This is a genomic window from Streptomyces sp. 1114.5 (assembly GCF_003635085.1).
GTDB lineage: Bacteria > Actinomycetota > Actinomycetes > Streptomycetales > Streptomycetaceae > Kitasatospora.
On record NZ_RBXE01000002.1, the window covers coordinates 1487347 to 1504478 of the forward strand.

The 17132-nt window shown below is 74.3% G+C and carries 14 protein-coding genes and 1 riboswitch; of the genes, 8 read left to right on the forward strand and 6 right to left on the reverse strand.

Annotation, left to right across the window (positions count from 1 at the left end; genetic code table 11):
- Positions 1 to 106: 106 nt before the first annotated feature.
- Positions 107 to 287, forward strand: a riboswitch (cyclic di-AMP (ydaO/yuaA leader).
- Positions 288 to 289: 2 nt separating this feature from the next.
- Positions 290 to 1249 (forward strand): LysM peptidoglycan-binding domain-containing M23 family metallopeptidase, encoded by a 960-nt coding sequence (locus tag BX285_RS29745; RefSeq protein ID WP_121178779.1) that lies wholly within the window; start codon positions 290 to 292, stop codon positions 1247 to 1249.
- Between the two features lie 225 nt (positions 1250 to 1474).
- Here the strand turns inward: BX285_RS29745 and BX285_RS29750 are convergent, their stop codons facing one another.
- The 3 genes from BX285_RS29750 to BX285_RS38770 form a co-directional block, all read right to left on the reverse strand.
- On the reverse strand, positions 1475 to 2194 hold the full coding sequence (locus BX285_RS29750) for a DUF2470 domain-containing protein (RefSeq protein WP_121178780.1): 720 nt from the start codon (positions 2192 to 2194) through the stop codon (positions 1475 to 1477).
- A 138-nt stretch (positions 2195 to 2332) separates the two neighbouring features.
- Complete coding sequence (locus BX285_RS29755; RefSeq protein WP_121178781.1) at positions 2333 to 2761, reverse strand: RidA family protein; 429 nt, start codon at positions 2759 to 2761, stop codon at positions 2333 to 2335.
- A 32-nt stretch (positions 2762 to 2793) separates the two neighbouring features.
- Positions 2794 to 4677: a PfkB family carbohydrate kinase gene (locus BX285_RS38770; protein WP_259470843.1), complete on the reverse strand. Its 1884-nt coding sequence runs from the start codon at positions 4675 to 4677 to the stop codon at positions 2794 to 2796.
- A gap of 205 nt (positions 4678 to 4882) precedes the next feature.
- On the opposite strand from BX285_RS38770, the gene BX285_RS29770 reads away from it, so the two are divergent.
- The 5 genes from BX285_RS29770 (at position 4883) to BX285_RS29790 (ending at position 11565) form a co-directional block, all read left to right on the forward strand.
- Positions 4883 to 6181, forward strand: coding sequence for an alanine racemase (locus BX285_RS29770; RefSeq protein WP_259470844.1), 1299 nt, complete (start codon positions 4883 to 4885; stop codon positions 6179 to 6181).
- Positions 6181 to 7836 (forward strand): amidohydrolase family protein, encoded by a 1656-nt coding sequence (locus BX285_RS29775; protein WP_121178783.1) that lies wholly within the window; start codon positions 6181 to 6183, stop codon positions 7834 to 7836. Before BX285_RS29770 ends, BX285_RS29775 begins: the two co-directional genes overlap by 1 nt.
- On the forward strand, positions 7833 to 8480 hold the full coding sequence (locus tag BX285_RS29780; protein WP_121178784.1) for a bifunctional 4-hydroxy-2-oxoglutarate aldolase/2-dehydro-3-deoxy-phosphogluconate aldolase: 648 nt from the start codon (positions 7833 to 7835) through the stop codon (positions 8478 to 8480). Before BX285_RS29775 ends, BX285_RS29780 begins: the two co-directional genes overlap by 4 nt.
- Positions 8481 to 8757: 277 nt before the next feature.
- Complete coding sequence (locus BX285_RS29785) at positions 8758 to 10344, forward strand: alpha-amylase family glycosyl hydrolase (protein ID WP_121178785.1); 1587 nt, start codon at positions 8758 to 8760, stop codon at positions 10342 to 10344.
- Positions 10345 to 10512: 168 nt separating this feature from the next.
- Entirely contained in the window at positions 10513 to 11565 is a 1053-nt protein-coding gene (locus tag BX285_RS29790; RefSeq protein ID WP_121178786.1) for a hypothetical protein, read from the forward strand.
- Positions 11566 to 11745: 180 nt separating this feature from the next.
- Here BX285_RS29790 and BX285_RS29795 read toward each other — a convergent pair whose 3' ends face one another.
- Together BX285_RS29795 and BX285_RS29800 are read right to left on the reverse strand one after the other, a co-directional pair.
- Positions 11746 to 12525 carry a (2Fe-2S)-binding protein gene (locus tag BX285_RS29795; RefSeq protein ID WP_121178787.1) on the reverse strand — a complete coding sequence of 260 codons (780 nt, stop codon included), beginning with the start codon at positions 12523 to 12525 and terminating at the stop codon, positions 11746 to 11748.
- A gap of 162 nt (positions 12526 to 12687) precedes the next feature.
- Positions 12688 to 13248, reverse strand: a complete 561-nt coding sequence (locus tag BX285_RS29800; protein ID WP_121178788.1) for a hypothetical protein — start codon at positions 13246 to 13248, stop codon at positions 12688 to 12690.
- 164 nt (positions 13249 to 13412) lie between these two features.
- On the opposite strand from BX285_RS29800, the gene BX285_RS29805 reads away from it, so the two are divergent.
- Complete coding sequence (locus tag BX285_RS29805) at positions 13413 to 14636, forward strand: sensor histidine kinase (RefSeq protein ID WP_259470845.1); 1224 nt, start codon at positions 13413 to 13415, stop codon at positions 14634 to 14636.
- A 55-nt stretch (positions 14637 to 14691) separates the two neighbouring features.
- Here the strand turns inward: BX285_RS29805 and BX285_RS29810 are convergent, their stop codons facing one another.
- The gene (locus BX285_RS29810) at positions 14692 to 16296 is read right to left on the reverse strand and encodes a metallophosphoesterase family protein (protein ID WP_121178789.1); all 1605 of its coding nucleotides are present in this window, start codon (positions 16294 to 16296) and stop codon (positions 14692 to 14694) included.
- Positions 16297 to 16450: 154 nt separating this feature from the next.
- On the opposite strand from BX285_RS29810, the gene BX285_RS29815 reads away from it, so the two are divergent.
- Positions 16451 to 17104 carry a response regulator transcription factor gene (locus tag BX285_RS29815; protein ID WP_183107282.1) on the forward strand — a complete coding sequence of 218 codons (654 nt, stop codon included), beginning with the start codon at positions 16451 to 16453 and terminating at the stop codon, positions 17102 to 17104.
- Positions 17105 to 17132 lie beyond the last annotated feature (28 nt).

Genomic DNA, 17132 nt, shown 5'->3' on the forward strand with positions numbered 1-17132 from the left:
TCAAGAGATCGACATTGCTTCACCCGAACGGATGGGTTTTAGTTCAGCGACCGCCCGGCCAGCCCGGACGGATCCACCGGGTGGAACGCCGAGTCCTGCCGCTGCCCGGTGGCTCGCACTGAACTCTGTACGGCAGGAGCGGGGGACCCACAGGTAAGTCGCCGGACCGGAGTTCGCGCCTCAGGGCGCGGGCGTCCAGGGCCGGCTTGGGGTGAAGCCGCGCATGCGGCCGGGCAACTCCAGCCCGAACCCGACAGCTCACCTCGCAGGCGTCGGAGAGGAAACTTCCATGCCTGCTCAGGCTCGTCGTATCACCCTGCCCCGCGCTGCCCGCATCGGCATCGCGACCGCCGTCACCGGCGTCTCCTTCGCCCTCCCGCTCGTGACCGCGATGAACGCCCAGGCCCACACGGCCCCGGTCGCCCCGGTCGCCCCGGTCACCCAGGTCGCCGCCGGCACCGAGGCCAAGCCCGCCGCCCAGGCCGCCGCCGCGCACGAGAGCTACCGCGTCGTCAGCGGCGACACCCTGTCCAAGATCGCCGACGCCAAGCGCGTCGAGGGCGGCTGGCAGGCGCTGTACGAGCAGAACCGCTCGGTCGTCGGCGCCAACCCGAACCTGATCTTCCCGGGCCAGCAGCTCGCGATCGCCGGCCACGCCGCTGCGCCGTCCGCGGACGCCGCCCCGGCGAAGCCCGCCGCGCCGGCCACCCAGGCCGCCGCCAAGCCGCAGGCCCAGCTGCAGGTCACGACCGAGGTCGCCAAGCCGTCCGCCCCGGTGCAGACCCAGGTGCAGACCGCCGCTCCGGCCCCGGCCGTGACGGCCGCTCCGGTCGCCGCCACCTCCGGCTACGTCGCGCCGCTGGCCCACCCCGTCCTCGGCGAGGCCTACGGCGTGGCCGGCTCGATGTGGGCCTCCGGCCACCACACCGGCCAGGACTTCGTCGCCTCCACCGGCACCCCGCTGCGCGCCGTCGCCAACGGCGTCGTGGTCAAGGCCGGCAACGGCGGCGCCTACGGCAACGAGGTCGAGATCAAGCTCGCCGACGGCAAGTACGCCCAGTACGCGCACCTCTCGTCGATCGGCGTGTCGATCGGTCAGACCGTCACCGTCGGCCAGCAGATCGGCCTCTCCGGTGCCACCGGCAACGTGACCGGCCCGCACCTGCACTTCGAGATCCGTACCGGTCCGGAGTACGGCTCGGACATCGACCCGGTCGCCTACCTGCGCGCGCACGGCGTCGCGCTCTGACCTGTCGGGGTCTCAGGAACCACCGCTGCTGCGGAGCGAATCGATCCTCCGGGATGGTCATGTCGGGTGACCGCTCGACCGGGTGATCGCTGCACGGCGGACATGGGCGCGGGACACGCCCAAGGCCGGCCCGGCTCGCGGGACACAACCCCCTCGCGAGCCGGGCCGGCCGCTGCCGTTTTTCCGGGCCTTCGGTGGCTGTGGCGTTCGGCGGCTGGCGTTCGGTCAGCCGCGGTGGGCGGGCTGGCCGTACCGGGCGGCGGACAGCAGGTCGTGCATCCGGTGGCCGAAGTCCTCGGTGTCGCGGGCCGGTTCGGGGAAGGCCAGGCGGACGTCGCGGTGGCCGTCCGGGTGGTCCAGGCGCAGCACCAGGCCGTGGCGGTCCAGGGCGAGCGGGCGGACGTCCGGGGTACGGGCGAGCAGGGCCGGGTCGAGCAGGCGGGTGAGCACGTCGAGGGCGTCGGCGTGGTCGTCGGCGAGATGGGTGAGCAGTGCGGCCTCGTGCCGGGCCAGCGGGTCGGCGGTGGCGCGGGCGAGGTCGGCGGCGGTGATCGCGCCGGTGCTGTACGGGGTGGCGAGGACGGCGTGGGCGACGTCCACGTGCAGGTGGACGGTGAGGCCGTCGTCGGCGAGGTGGGCCAGGTGCAGCCGGCCGGCCAGGGTGAGGCGGGCACGGACGCGGTCGCGGACGGCGACGGGGGAGACGTCGGTGACGTCGAGGACGACGGCGAGGCCTTCGCCGGCCCGGGCGGCGGCCGCGGTGAGCGGGGCGTCCAGCGGGGCGCGCAGCCGAAGGCGGGAGCCGTGGACGGAGACCGGGGTGTCCAGGTCGTGGCGCTCGCCCAGGGCGCGGACGGTGAGCGAGGAGGTCGCGCCGAGGAGGCTGTGGATCCGTTCGGCGGTGGTGGGCTCGGGTGCCTCGGTGTCGCCGGGGGGCAGGCTCATGGACGGACCTCCAGTTGGTTAGGTGAGGCTAACCTAATGTCCGTTGAGGGGTGTGGCAAGCAGGCGTCCGCGGGGTGGTGAAGGGCCCGCCGGCCGTCGGGCCCTTCAGGGTGGTGGCACGAGTGGTGTTGCGGGGCGTCAGGAGACGACGGCCTGGGCGTCGATCTCCACCAGCATCGGCTCCTGCGGGAGTTCGACGAAGATCGTGGTGCGGCAGGGCTTCACGCCGCCCGGCCTGATGTTCTCCTCGATGAACTCGGCGTAGACCTCGTTCATCAGCGGGAAGTCGGCGCGCTTGGTGAGGTAGACGCGGAACATCACCACGTCCTCGATGGTGGCGCCGCCGGCCTCGACGATGGCCTTGACGTTCTCCAGGGTGCGCCGGGTCTGCGCCCGCACGTCGCCGGGGTGGAGGTACTCGCCGGTCGCCGGGTCCTGCGGGCCCTGGCCGGAGACCTGCAGGATCGGGCCCTTGCGGACGCCCTGGGAGAACATCCAGGCGGGGGCGGGGGCGCCGTCGGTGCGGATCTCGACCTTCTCGGCGGTCCGGGGGTGCTCGGAGCTCATGGGGTACGGGGTTTCCCTTCGGTGACTGACCGTCAGTTCTGGTCGGGGCGGCCGCAGTCGGCCGAAATCGCGCGGGCGGTGGCGAGCAGCTGGGGCAGGAGGTCCAGCACCTGCTCGTACGGCAGGACGACGTCCGGGACCGAGATCGAGGCGGCGGCGACGACCCGTCCGCTGGCGTCCCGGATCGGTGCTGCCACGCAGTTGATGAAGGACTCGTGCTCGGCGTGGTCCTGCGCCCAGCCCTGGGCGGCGACCTTCTCCAGCTCGGCGAGCAGTGCCTCGGGCGTGGTGAGGGTGCGTTCGGTGTGCGGGGTGAAGTCGATCCCGGCCACCACCCGGCGCCGCTCGGGCAGCGGGAGGTCGGCCAGCAGCACCTTGGAGACGGCGGCGCTGTGCAGCGCGGCGCGCAGGCCGATCCGGGAGTACATCCTCACCGGGTGGCGGGAGTCGAACTTGTCGATGTAGACCACCTCGCCGCCCTCGTACGCGGCCAGGTGCACCGTCTGGCCGGTGGCGGCGTTCAGCTCGGCCAGGTGCGGGCCGGCGATCCGGCGGATGCCGCGCTGCTCCAGGGCCAGGCCGGAGAGGGCGAAGAGGCCGGCGCCCAGGTGGTACCGGTAGGCGGCGTCGCGGTAGACGAATCGTTCCTCTTCGAGGCTCTGGAGGAGTCGGAGCACGGTCGTCTTGTGGACGCCGAGCACCTCGGCGAGCTGGTCGAGGGAGCGTTCGCCCTCGCCGAGTTCGGCGAGGATGCGCAGGGCGCGGGTGACGGTCTGGCTCATCGTGCTCCGCTTCGGGGGCTGGGGGGCTCGCTCATTGTGCCCGGGCCTGACGGGAGGGATGCGTACGGTCGGTGGGCAGGCAGGGCCGGTGATGCCGTCCGCGGTGATCCGGGTGGCGGCCCAGTCCGCGGGGGAGGCGTCGAGCAGTGCGGCCACGGCGGCGGCGGGCGGCAGCTCGGCCTGGTCGCCGTGGGCGGTCAGCGCGCAGGCGGCGCTCAGGTGGCCGAGCCGCAGCCGGCGGCGCTGGTCCAGGCCCCGTACGGTGCCGGCCAGGTAGCCGGCCGCGAAGGCGTCGCCCGCGCCGGTGGCCTCGACCACCTCGACGGCGAGGGCGGGCTCGGTGACCGCCGTACCGTCCCGCTCCAGGGCGGTGACCTGCCGGGCGGCGTCCTTGACCACGAGGGTGGCGGGCGAGGGGAAGAGGCGGCGCAGGGCGGCCGGGTCTCCGGTGCCGAAGGCGGCCTGCGCCTCGTCGCTGCCGAGCAGCAGCAGGTCGGCGGCGTCCAGCAGCGGTGGCAGCACTGCCGGGTCGCGCTCCCGCCAGAGCGCGGGGCGCCAGTTGAGGTCGAAGCTGACCAGCCGGCCCGGCCGGCGGTCGGCGAGCAGGGCGGAGAGCAGCTCCAGGCAGTCGTCGGAGAGCGCGGCGGTGATGCCGGACAGGTGCAGCAACCGGGCGCCGGCGAGCAGCGCGGCGGCGGCCGGCTCGGCGAGCAGGGCGGGGGAGAGCGCAGCGGCCGCCGAGCCGCGCCGGTGGTAGTGCAGCCGGCTGCGGCCGGGCCCGAGGTCGTGGTGGTGGCCGGTGCTGCCGCCGACCTCCTTGAGGTAGAGGCCGGTCGGGCGGTGCGGGTCGACGGTGACCGCCGAGACGTCCACCCCGCGGGCGGCGACCTCGGCGAGCAGCCGGCGGCCGAAGCCGTCGTCGCCGACCCGGCTGATCCAGGCGGTCGGTACGCCGAGCGCGGTCAGGGCGGCGGCCACGTTGGACTCGGCGCCGCCGACGGAGAGCCGGAAGTTCTCCACGGACTCCAGCGGGCCCGGGCGGTCCGGGAGCAGGACGGCCATCGACTCGCCCACGCACACGGCCGTCGGGGGAGGGCCGGGGCGGGTCGAGCCCTGGGTGTCGTGTCGCGGCATGTGCTGGGCTCCTCGTCTGGGGCCGTTCCGTCCGGAGCGGGCCGACCCCGTCAACCGTGAGTCGGTTCCGCCGACCATGAGTCGGTTCCGCCGATCGTGAGTCGGTTCCGTTGACCGTGATCCGGCGCCGATGCTAGAACCGTGCTGCCAGCATGTGCAACCTGCGTTGCGCATGTTGCAACATGATGGGTGGAGGGAGACCGTGGTGCAGACCTTCGCAAGCAGCGGCACCGGGCCGGGCATCGCCGCCTGCGCAGTGGCAGCGTTGGCCGACGAGCCGCTGGACTGGCGGTTCAAGGCCGCTCCACCCGAATCGTGGGGACGCACCGTACGGGAGTGGCTGGCCGACGGCCCGACCCTCTCCTCGCTCGGCACTCCGCTGCTCACCCTCGACGGCTCCGCGCTCGACCACAACGTCCGCACCATGGCCGACTGGTGCGCCGATGCCGGCGTCGCGCTCGCCCCGCACGGCAAGACCACCATGGCGCCCGCGCTCTGGCAGGCGCAGCTCGACGCCGGGAGCCACGGCATCACCCTCGCCAACCTGCCCCAGCTGCGGGTGGCCCGGGCCTTCGGCGTGCAGCGGATCCTGCTCGCCAACACCCTGCTCGACCCGGCCGGACTGGCCTGGCTCGCCGACGAGTTGACCTCCGACCCGGGCTTCGCCTTCCTCTCCTGGGTCGACTCCGCCGAGAGCGTGCGGCTGATGGACCGGGCGCTGCGCGCCGCCGGGGCCGAGCGGCCGGTCGAGGTCCTGGTCGAACTCGGCGGCCCCGGCGGGCGGACCGGCGCCCGCGGGGTGGACGCCGCCGTCGAGGTCGCCGCCGCCGTGCTGCGCGCCCCCACCCTGCGCCTCGCCGGCGTCGGCGGGTACGAGGGCGCGCTCGCCCACGACGCCACAACCGAGGCGCTGGCCGCCGTCCGCGGCTACCTGCGGGAGCTCGGCCGGCTGCACGACCGGCTCGCCGGCGCCTACCCGGACGACGCGCCACCCGTGGTCACCGCCGGCGGCAGCGCCTACTTCGACCTGGTGGTCGAGGAGTCGGCAGCACTGCCGGAGGCCCTGGTGGTGCTGCGCTCGGGTGCGTACGTCGCCCACGACGACGGCTTCTACCGGGGCATCTCGCCGCTCGCCCGGAACGGTGGCGAGGCCCCCTTCCGCGGCGCGCTGCACGGCTGGGCCCGGGTGGTCTCCCGGCCCGAGCCCCAACTTGCCCTGCTGGACGCCGGCAAGCGCGACCTGCCCTTCGACGAGGGCCTGCCCGAGCCGCAACAGGTACGCGGAGGGGCCGAGTTGACCGGCACCGCGGCCAGGATCGGCGCGCTCAACGACCAGCACGCCTTCCTCCGCGAGGCCGGCGACCTCGCGCCGATCGGCGCGGTGCTGCGCCTGGGGGTGTCGCACCCGTGCACGGCCTTCGACAAGTGGACGGCGATCCCGGTGCTGGACTCCGCGGACGCGGCCGAGCCGAAGGTCACCGGGCTGGTCAGGACGTTCTTCTGATGGCCGGGGGCACAGCGCGGGGCGCCGTACGGGACGGTGTGCGGGGCGCCGTACGGGACACCGTCTTCCGGGGCGCCGCCGTGGTGGACGGCACCGGCGCGGACCGCTTCCGGGCGGACGTACGGATCGCCGACGGCCGGATCGCCGAGATCGGCGACCGCCTCGACGCCCGGGACGTGGTGGACGCCGACGGCCTCGTCCTGACCCCCGGCTTCATCGACATGCACGCCCACTCCGACCTCGCCCTGCTGCTCGAACCCGAGCACCCGGCCAAGGTCACCCAGGGCGTCACCTGCGAGGTCCTGGGCCAGGACGGCCTCTCCTACGCCCCGGTCGACGAGCGCACCCTGCCCGCGCTGCGCCGCCAACTCGCAGGCTGGAACGGTGATCCGGCGGACCTCGACTGGGACTGGCGCGACGTCGCCGGCTACCTGGACCGGATCGACCGCACCGGCGTCGCCGTCAACACCTGCTACCTCGTGCCGCACGGAACGCTGCGCACTCTCGTCATGGGCTGGGGCAACCGACCTCCCACTCCCGCCGAACTCGACCGGATGCGGCAGGTGTTGGCGCAGAGCCTGCTGGACGGCGCGGTCGGCCTCTCCAGTGGCCTCAGCTACACCCCCGGGATGTACGCGGACACCGCCGAACTGGTCGAGCTGTGCACCGTCGTCGCAGCCTACGGCGGCTTCCACGCCCCGCACCAACGCTCTTACGGCGCAGGGGCGTTGGAGGGGTACGCGGAGATGGTGGAGATCTCCCGGCGGAGTGGCTGTGCGCTGCACCTGACCCACGCCACGATGAACTTCGACGTCAACCGGGGCCGGGCCGGCGAGCTGCTGGCGTTGGTCGACCGGGCACTCGCGGAGGGGATCGACCTCACCCTGGACAGCTACCCCTATCTGCCGGGATCCACCACCCTGGCTGCTCTGCTGCCGAGTTGGGCCACCGAGGGTGGCCCGACGGCGACGCTGGCCAGGCTCGCCGACCCGGCGCAGTGCGCCCGGATCCGGCAGGAGGTGGAGGAGAAGGGCAGCGACGGTTGCCACGGCGTGGTCACCGACTGGGCGACGATCCAGATCTCCGGTGTCCGCTCGGCGGAGCTGGCACCCGCCGTCGGCCGTACCGTCGCCGAACTCGCCGCCGGGGAACGGCGGACCGGCACGGAGGTCTTCCTCGACCTGCTGCGCCGGGACGAGTTGGCCACCACGATCCTCCAGCACGTCGGGCACGAGGAGAACATCCGGGCGATCATGCGCCACCGCGCGCACACCGTCGGCAGCGACGGGCTGCTGGTCGGCACCCGCCCGCACCCGCGCGCCTGGGGCACCTTCCCGCGCTACCTCGGCCACTACGGCCGGGAGTTGGGCGTGCTGACGCTGGAGGAGGCCGTCGCCCGGATGACCGGACGGCCCGCCGCCCGGCTGAGGCTGCACCGGCGCGGCCGGATCGCCCCCGGCCACCACGCCGACCTGGTGCTGCTCGACCCCGAACGGGTCCGGGACGCCGCCACCTTCGAGCAACCCCGGCTGCCCGCCGAAGGCATCGAGTACGTGTACGTCAACGGCACCGCCGTCGTCCGGCAGGGCCGCACCACGGGCGCCCGGCCCGGGAGCGCCCTGCGCCGCACCGACCGAGGAGCCCGAGCCGCATGAACTCCCGCCCCGCCCTCCCTGCCCTCGCCGCCCTGCAGGACGACCGGGTGATCGCGGTGGTCCGCGCGCCGCGGATCCCGGACGCCCCCGCGCTCTGTGCGGCGCTCGCCGCCGGGGGCATCCACTGGACCGAATTCACCTACACCACACCGGAGGTGACGAAGCACCTGCGACGCGCGGCGCAGTCCGGCTGGCGGGTCGGCGTCGGAACCGTGCTGACCGCGGAGCAGGCCGAGCGCGGGGCCGCGGTCGGTGCGTCCTTCCTGGTCACGCCCGGCTGTCGGCCGGAGGTCGCGGAGGCGGCACGGGCCGCGGGGGTGCCGGTGGTGCTCGGGGCGCTCACCCCGACCGAGGTGGCCGAGGCGGTCGACCTGGGCGCGGCGGCCGTCAAGATCTTCCCGGCCCGGGCGTTCGGCCCCGGCTACTTCAAGGACCTGCGCGGCCCGTACCCCGGCGTGCCGTTGGTGGCCTCCGGAGGGGTCAACGCGGGCAACGCCGCCGACTTCCTGGGGCAGGGCGCGCTCGCGGTCTGCGCGGGGACGGACGTGGTGCCGCCGGACGCCGTCGCGGCGGGGGACTGGGCGGAGATCACCCGGCGGGCCCGGGCGTTCACGGCGGCCTGCGGGGTCGGGACACCCCGTTGAGGACAGTCCGTTGAGGGCATCCCGTTGAGGGCGCCGCGCCGAGGACATCCTGCCGAGGACATCCCGCCGAGGACATCCCGCCGAGGGCAGGCTCGGTGGTGGGTCGGTGAAGCGGTGCCGTGGGCTGTCGGGACGGCCGGGATTGGACGAGAATCGGGGGCACCCGACTCGGCCCCGGCCGAGCCGGCCCGGCTCAGCCCCCGCCCGGCTCCGCCCCGCCCGTGCACCCCGGGCCGGGCGCACCCCCGGGCCCCGGACCCGGCAGGAGGACCCGCCCATGACCTCGACCCGCCCCGGCCCCGACTGGCTCGCCGACGCCGTCCTGTACCAGATCTACCCGCAGTCCTTCGCGGACTCCGACGGCGACGGCATCGGCGACTTCGCCGGCATCGCGGAGCACCTCGACCACCTGGCCTGGCTCGGCGTCGACACGGTCTGGCTCAACCCCTGCTTCGCCTCGCCGTTCCGCGACGCCGGCTACGACGTCGCCGACTACCTCACGCCCGCCCCGCGCTACGGCCGTACCGAGGACCTGGTCGCGCTGGTCGAGGCCGCCCGCCGCAAGGGGATCCGGATCCTGCTGGACCTGGTCGCCGGGCACACCTCCGACCGCCACCCCTGGTTCCTGGCCGCGGCCGAGGACCCGTCCGACCACCGCTACATCTGGTCGCCTCGCCCGGTGGACGGCTTCGTCGCCTCGCCCGGCAGCCGCCCCGGCTGGTACCGGCCGAACTTCTTCGACTGCCAGCCGGCGCTCAACTTCGGCTATGCGCGCAGCAGTTCGGAGGAGCCGTGGCGCCAGCCGGTGGACGCCGAGGGGCCGCGCGCCAACCGGGCGGCGCTGCGCGACATCGTGGCGCACTGGCTCGGCCTGGGCGTGGCCGGCTTCCGGGTGGACATGGCGTACTCGCTGGTCAAGGACGACCCGGGCAGGGTCGAGACCGCCAAGCTCTGGACCGGGCTGCGCGACTGGCTGGACCGCACCCACCCCGACGCCGCGCTGCTCGCCGAGTGGGGCGACCCGGCCGCCGCCATCGCGGCCGGCTTCCACGCGGACTTCTTCCTGCACTTCGGCGGCGAGGACGACGGCCTTCCGCTGCGCTCGCTCTGGAACAACAACGGCGGGACGGTGGAGGAGTTCTGGCAGCAGGAGGCCTGCTACTTCGAGGCTGAGGGACGGGGCACCCCGCAGACCTTCCTGGACGCCTGGCTGTCCGCCGCCGAACTCACCGAGGACAGCGGGCACATCGTGCTGCCCACCGCCAACCACGACTTCTCCCGGCTGGCCACCGGCCCGCGCACCGCCGAGCAACTCGCCCCCGCCTTCGCCTTCCTGCTCACCTGGCCCACCCTCCCGGCGGTCTACTACGGCGACGAGATCGGCATGCGCTTCCTGCCCGGTCTGCCGGACACCGAGGGCAGCGCGCTCGGCCCGCGGTTCAACCGGGCGGGTTCGCGCACCCCGATGCAGTGGACACCGGGCCCGACGGCCGGCTTCTCCAGTGCGCCGCCCGAGCGGCTGTACCTGCCGGTGGACCCGGACCCGCACCGCCCCGACGTGCTCTCCCAGCGCGCCGACCCGACCTCGCTGCTGCACACCGTCCGGCGGCTGATCGCGCTGCGCCGGGCGCACCCGGGGCTGGGCTCGGCCGGCAGCGTGGAGGTCCGCCACGCCGGGTACCCGCTGGTGTACACCCGGGCGGAGCGGTACCTGGTGGCGGTCAACCCGCGCCGGGAGCCGGCGGCCGTACGGCTGTCGGGGCCGGCGACGGGCGTCCGGCCGCTGGAGGTGCGGGGCGTGCGGGTGGCGGGCGGGGAGCTGCGGGCGGAGGGGTTCTCGTACGGAGTGTTCGAGCTGGACTGAGCGCGGGCTTCCGGATGGCGTCCGCTGGGGTTCGGCTTCCGAACGCCAGCGGATAGTTGTACACTGCATCCATAGATGGTTGTATTTACCACCTTCATTGGTTGTATTTGCCACCTTCTTTGTTTCGGGCAGGGAATGCAGACACCACCGGAGGACGGTACGAACGCCATGAGCACACCCCAGAACCCCGTCGCGGCGCCCACCCTGGGGCACTCGCTCAAGCACCTCGCCGTCCACCTGATCACCCCGCTGCTGATGTGCCTCGGCATGGCGCTCGCCTACCAGGGCGCCTTCCACCAGCCCGAGCCGAACCACCTCAAGGTCGCCGTCGTCGGCACCACGCCCCAGGCGCACGGCCTGGCGCAGGCGATCCAGCAGAAGGCCGGCGCCGCGCTCGACGTCCGCACCGTCGACGACCGCGCCGCCGCCGAGCAGCAGCTGCGCGACCGCGACCTGGTCGGCGCCTTCGTCCCGGACGCCAAGAGCCCCGAACTGATCGTCGCCAAGGGGAACTCGGACACCTCGGTGGTGGCCGCCACGGCGGTGTTCACCAACGTCACCGACAAGCAGGGTGTCCCGCTGCACGTCACCGACCTCAGCACGCTCGCCGCGGGCGACCCTACCGGCCAGGGCCTGTTCTTCCTGCTGGTCGCGCTGAGCATCGGCTCGTACGCGAGCGTGGCGGTGATCGGCGCCGCCGGGGCCGGGCTGAGCATGCGGGTCCGGGCGCTGGTCGGGATGGCGGTCTCGCTGGTGGTCAGCGTGATCGGGATCGTCACCGCCGGGCCCGTCTTCCACGTCGTCGACCACGACCAGGCCGCGGTCTGGGCGCTCGGCTGGCTCTACTCGGCGGGCATCGTGCTGATCGGCATCGGTCTGCACAGCTTCCTGAAGAAGTGGACCACGCTGACGATGATGGTCCTGTTCGTGATGCTCAACTTCACCTCCTCGGGCGGCATCTACCGCCCCGAGCTGCAGAACGGGTTCTTCGGCGCCCTGCACGGCTTCTGGACCGGCGCCGGCTTCCTGGAGGGCGCGCGCAGCCTCCTGTACTTCGACGGCGGTGCGGGCCTGGGCGGTCACGTGGTGACCCTGCTGCTCTGGCTGCTGCTGGGCGGGGCGGCCGTGGTCGCCGCGGCGTTGTACGAGGGCCGCGGGCGCCGTCCGGTGGAGACGCCGGCGGAGGCCGAGGAGGAGATGGAGGAGGCGGTCGCGGTCTGACCGCACCCGGGGGAAGGCCCGGAAGGCTTCACCCGGTGCCAGGGGCATCGGCACCGGGTGAGGATTGGCGGCCCGCGCCCGGCCCTGGACAAGCCGGACGCGGGCCGCGGCCTGTGGCGGGTGGGGCGGGTATGGCGGGTGTGACGGGGGCTTCGGATGCGACCTTCAGGTGTGAAGGTGTCAGTGGGTCCGCTTCCCCCGGGCGGGTGGCTCGGCGAAGCAGCAGTCCCCGCAGAGTCCGGTGCCCGGGCCGACCCGGTAGTAGAGGCAGCAGCTGGTCCGCCGGAACGCCGTGCCGCGCGGGCCGCTGCGCAGGGTGCCGGATCCGGCCAGCGGCGGGCGCTCCAGCAGCTCCGCGACCAACGCCCGTGCGGCGCCCGGCGCATGGGCGTCCAGCACGCGCAGCGTGCCGGCCAGTGCGGAGGCGGCGTTGCCGAGCAGCAGGCGAGGCGAGAGCGGGACCACGGCCCGCACGGCCGCCGCCAGCGGCTCCAGCTGGCCCAGCAGGACCGCCCGGTGGAGCTGGTCGGCGAGCGGACCCGGGGTCGGGTGGACGGGCTCGGGCGAATGCGGCGGAGTCAGCGGATTCGGTGCGGTCAGCGGGGGCAGCGGGGTCCAGAGGTCGAGCGGGCCCTGGTCCGGGATGCGCACCCAGGCGTGTTCCAGCGTCGGGACGCTGCCCAGCAGGACGGCCGAGCCGAGACCCACCGACCAGAAGCGGGCGGCCAGCCCCAGGTGCAGGATCGAGGCGGCGACCCGGGGTTCGGCGGTGCCGAGCCGCTGCGCCACCACCCGGAGCCGCGCGGCCAGCGGCGCGTCCGGCCCGGTGCCGTACAGCTCGGGCAGCGGGCGGAAGCCCTCGGGGGGCTCCCCGGCAGGGGAGGTGTCCAGGGCGAAGTACGGGCCGACGGCGGCGAGTCGGCCGTAGTCGGGCGGCTGCCGGTCCGGTGCGGGGTTCAACGGCCGTCCCCTGTGCGGTCGTTGAACCCCGCGCCGACCCGCGGCGGGGCGGTCTCACGGTCGAGGGACAACGGGCCTCCAGGTCGGCGGGTGCTCGGTCGGGCGGTGGTGCGCAAGCCCGGCCGAACCCGAAAGGCCCTGGCGGACCCAGTCGGCCGGGTGTCAGCCGCGTACGGAGAAGTCACCACCGGTCGTGCGGATGAACGGTACCGTGCCCTGGCAGTCCGAGATCGGCTGGCCGAACACGCCCCAGACCCAGCCCATCCGGTCCCCGTGCCGGCCGTTGTCCTCCACCGACAGCGCGACCTTCGTGCCGGCCAGCTCCGTGCCCGGGAACCACGGCGCCTCGCCCCTGGTGATCACCCCGGTGGCGATCGCCTCGCGGCCGCCGCCGGCCAGGCACGTGATGTCGCCCTCGAAGTCGGCGACCAGCCGGCCGTCGGTGTGCACGTGACGGACGTGGAAGTGGCCCGTGGTGCTGCGCGGATCGGTGTTGGTGGCTGCGCGGGCGTCCACCGAGATCTGCACCGGGTCACCCTCGAAGCCCTGGAACGCGGCGGTGAGCACGGTGCTGCCGCTGCCGCGCACGCTCACCGGCCCGAAGTCGTCCACGGCGGCGAGCTCCCCCGCGGAGGCGGGAGCGGCGGTGGCCGGCCCTGCGGTGGCGACCGTCGCCGCCAGCAGGAGGAGCGAGGCAGCGACGGTGGCGAGGCGACGGTTCATGGTGGTTCGTCCTCCTACGGGAGCGGCTGTTCCGACGGCAATGAGTCTGCTGTGGCCCGCCCGGAGAAACCTCCCGCTGCAGAGGGGAGTTCACGCCCGCCCGTTCCCTCCCGGGGAGGAGCCCCGCCTCCCCCCGGAGAGCTGTCCCCCCTAGGCTCGGCCGGGTGCGCACCGAATCCCCGACCCGCCCCGTCCGGCCGCGTTCCGTGCGGTGGCGGCGACCGCTCGCCGTCGTCGCCGCGCTGCTCCTGGTGGCGCCCGTCGTGCTCGCTCACCCGGGCGACCGCGGCCCGGCCCTGCTGCTCGCCCTGACGGCCGCGTCCGCCGCGTCGGCGGCCGTCCTGCCGTGGCCCGCCGGGCGGATCACGCTCGGGGCGGTCGCGGGGGCGGTGGCCGGGGCCTCGCTGCTGGTCGACCTGTTCTACCCGGGGCCGTACCGGCTGCTCGCGTTCTGGCTGCCCTTCGAGTGGTGCGCCCTGCTCGGGCTGCTCTTCCGGACGGCCCGCCGGCTGCCCGAGAGGTGGACCGGACCGCTGGGCGGACTGGTCGGGCTCGCGACCGTCGTGCTGCCGCTGCGGTTCGCCCTCCGCACGCCCCAGGGCGGCGCGGCCGGCCCGGTGACCGGCCTGCTGCTCTCCCTGCTGCCGGCGCTCGGCGTCGCCGGGGCGGCCCTCTACCTGCGGGTCCTGGAAGCCCGCCGGGAACGGGCGGTCGCCCGGGCCCGGCGGGAGCAGCGGCTCGACGTGGCCCGGGGCCTGCACGACTTCGTCGCCCACGAGATCACCGGCATCGTCCTGGAGGCTCAGGCCGGCCAACTCCCCGGCGGGGAACCGGAGGAGACCGCCGCGCTGCTGCGCCGGCTGGAGGAGGCCGGGCTGCGGGCGCTGGACTCGATGGACGAGATGGTCGGCGCCCTGCGCGATCCGCACGGGGCCCCGGACGGGCCGGCGGGGCGGCCCACAGGGACGACCACGCGCCGCCTGGGCCTGGCCGACCTCCCCGAACTGGTCGCCCGCTTCGGCGCGACCGGCGGCGGCCTGCGCGTCACCGCCGATCTGGTGCCCGGCACCACCGGGTTGCTGCCCGCCGAGACCCAGGCCACCGCCTACGCCGTCGTCCTGGAGGCCCTCACCAACATCCGGCGCCACGCCCCGCAGGCCACCGAGGTCGCCGTCCGGGCGGCCCCCGAGCGGGACGGTGCGGTCCGGGTCACCGTCACCGACAACGGTGGCCCGGCCCGCAAGCCGCTGCTGCGCCGTCGCCCCGGCTCCGGCGGGACCGGCCTGGCCGGACTCGCCGCCCGCACCGCCGCCCACGGCGGCTCGTTGACTGCGGGCCCGGTCGAGCCGGCGGGCTGGCAGGTCACCTGCACCCTGCCGGGGCGATAGCGCCCGGGCAGGCAGGGCTCGGCAGCACCCCGTTCCTGTCAGGCGGTTGGGCGATTCAATGACCCCGGCCGCCGCCGCGGGCGCCGCGCGGGCGGGTGAGGGTGAACCGGTCGACCGGGACGAGGTCGCCGTACGGGCCGCTGACGGCGTAGTAGGTGACGTCGATGGTGGTCTGCCCGTTGCGCTCGCCCGGGTTGACGTCGAAGGACGCGAAGCCGTACGGGTTGTCCGCGTCGCGGAAGGCGGACCAGGGAGCGTCCTCGATCACGTACAGCGGTGGCCGCTTGCCGGTGGCCGGGTCGACGGCACCGACGCCGGTGATGACCCGGGCCTTCGGGGGGTCGAAGAAGAGCTGGTTGGACGGGACGGAGGTGCCGCCGCCGCCGATCACCATGTGGACGGTGCCCTTGGTGGTGTCGATGGTCTGCGTGCCGGTGGCGACCGGGATCGGGGTGCGGGTGTCGGTCGGCTGCTGGCCGCGGATGGGGTGCGAGCGCTCGTAGTGGTGCTCGTGGCCGCAGACCACCAGGTCCACGCCGTACTTGTCGAACAGCGGCACCCAGGCCTCGCGCACCCCGAGGTCGGCGCCGTTGAACTTGTCGGCGGTGGAGATGACCACCTGGTGCATGCAGATCACGATCCAGTCGATCCCCGGGTCCGCGTCGGCGGCCGCCAACTCCCGTTCCAGCCAACGCTGCTGGGCGCCGCCGGAGTAGCCGTGGACGTAGGAGTTGCCGGCGTCCTGCAGGGCCACGTCGTCGTTGTTGAGGCTGATGACGCGCACCGAGCCGGCCGTGAACGAGTACCAGAGGCCGCGCAGTTCCTCGTCCGAGCCGGCGTGCGGCAGGTCGAAGTAGGTCTGGTAGGCGCCGTAGCCGATCGGGCCGTTGCCCTTCTCGTTCTCGTGGTTGCCGGCCGCGGGCATCCAGGGGCGGTGGCGGGCCGAGCGGCTGTTGTTCTCGAACCAGTCGGACCAGGTGCGGACCCGGTCGGTGGCGATGTTGGCGTAGCAGAGGTCGCCGTTGAGCAGGTGGAACAGCGGGGCGATCCGCTCGACCCCGGCGGTGGTGTCGCCGGCGGCGGGGCTGCCGAGGTTGTCGTTGACGTAGCCGTTGGCGGTCTTCCGGCCGAGGGTGGGGGTGCCCTGGTCGCCGAAGCTGGTGAAGGTGAAGGCGGACCGGCCGCGCGGGGCGGTGCGGACGGTGCCCAATTCGGGGGTGGCGCCGTCGTGGAGGGCGGCGTAGACGTAGTCCGTGTCGGGGTGCAGGCCGGTCAGCCGGACGTGGTGCACCTGGACCTCGGTGCCGGAGGCGGCGTCCCGGTAGGTGCGGGTCGCGGCCTGGGTGGTCCGTCCGAAGCCGCCGTTCGAAGTCCCGTACGTCACCCGGGGGTTGGCGACGGACCGGGTGGTGTGCCAGGAGACCACCACCTCGCGCGAGGCGTCCGAGCCGAACTGGAGGTGCAGGCCGGCCACCCGCGGGGCGCCGGAGCGCCCGGGCCGCTGCCACAGCAGCGGGGAGGCGGCGGGGTCCGCGGGGTCCGCGGCGGCGGGAGTGGCGGTGAGGCCGGAGAGGGACACGGCGCCGCCGAGGCCGAGGCCGGAAGCACCGGCCAACAGCCCGCGCCGGCTGACGGGGAGACGTCCACTGGATGCGTTCATGGTGGCCAGCTCACCGTACGGAGGTGAACCGGGCCGGGGCTTCGGCGTGAACTTTCCCGGGTGGCGGCGATACGGGAGACTGCCGGGCGTGACGAGTACGAACGGCGTGACGAGTACGAGCGGTGTGACGAGTACGAGCGGTGAGTCCCCGCGGGTGATCCGCACGCTGATCGCGGACGACCAGGAGGCCGTGCGGCGGAGCGTGCGGCGGATCCTCGACGCACAGCCGGACATCGAGGTGGTGGGGGAGGCCGCCGACGGACTGGCCGCGCTGGAGCTGGCGGCCGAACTGCGGCCGGACGTCGCGCTGGTGGACATCCGGATGCCGCGACTGGACGGGCTGGAGGTCACCCGGCGGCTGGCCGGCCCGGGGGTGGCGGAGCCGGTACGGGTGGTGGTGCTGACCACCTTCGACCTGGACGAGTACGTGTACCCGGCGCTGCGCCACGGGGCTTCGGGGTTCCTGCTGAAGCGATCCGGCCCGTCCCTGCTGGCCGAGGCGGTGCGGGCGGCGGCGGACGGGGAAAGCCTGATCAGCCCGTCGGTCACGGTCCGGCTGTTGAAGCACGTGACGGCGCCGCGCCGGTCCGGGCCGTCGGCGCCGGTGGTGCTGTTGACCGAGCGGGAGGTGGAGATCGCCGGGCAGGTCGCGGCGGGCCGCACCAATGCGGACATCGCGGCCGAACTGTTCATCTCGCCGGGGACGGTGAAGACCCACGTGGCCAGCATCCAGCGCAAGCTCGGGGTGGCGAACCGGGTGGGAATCGCCGTGCACGCCTGGGAGATGGGCTACGCGGTACCGAACTAGCGGAGTACTTGGACAGCGTGTCCACCGA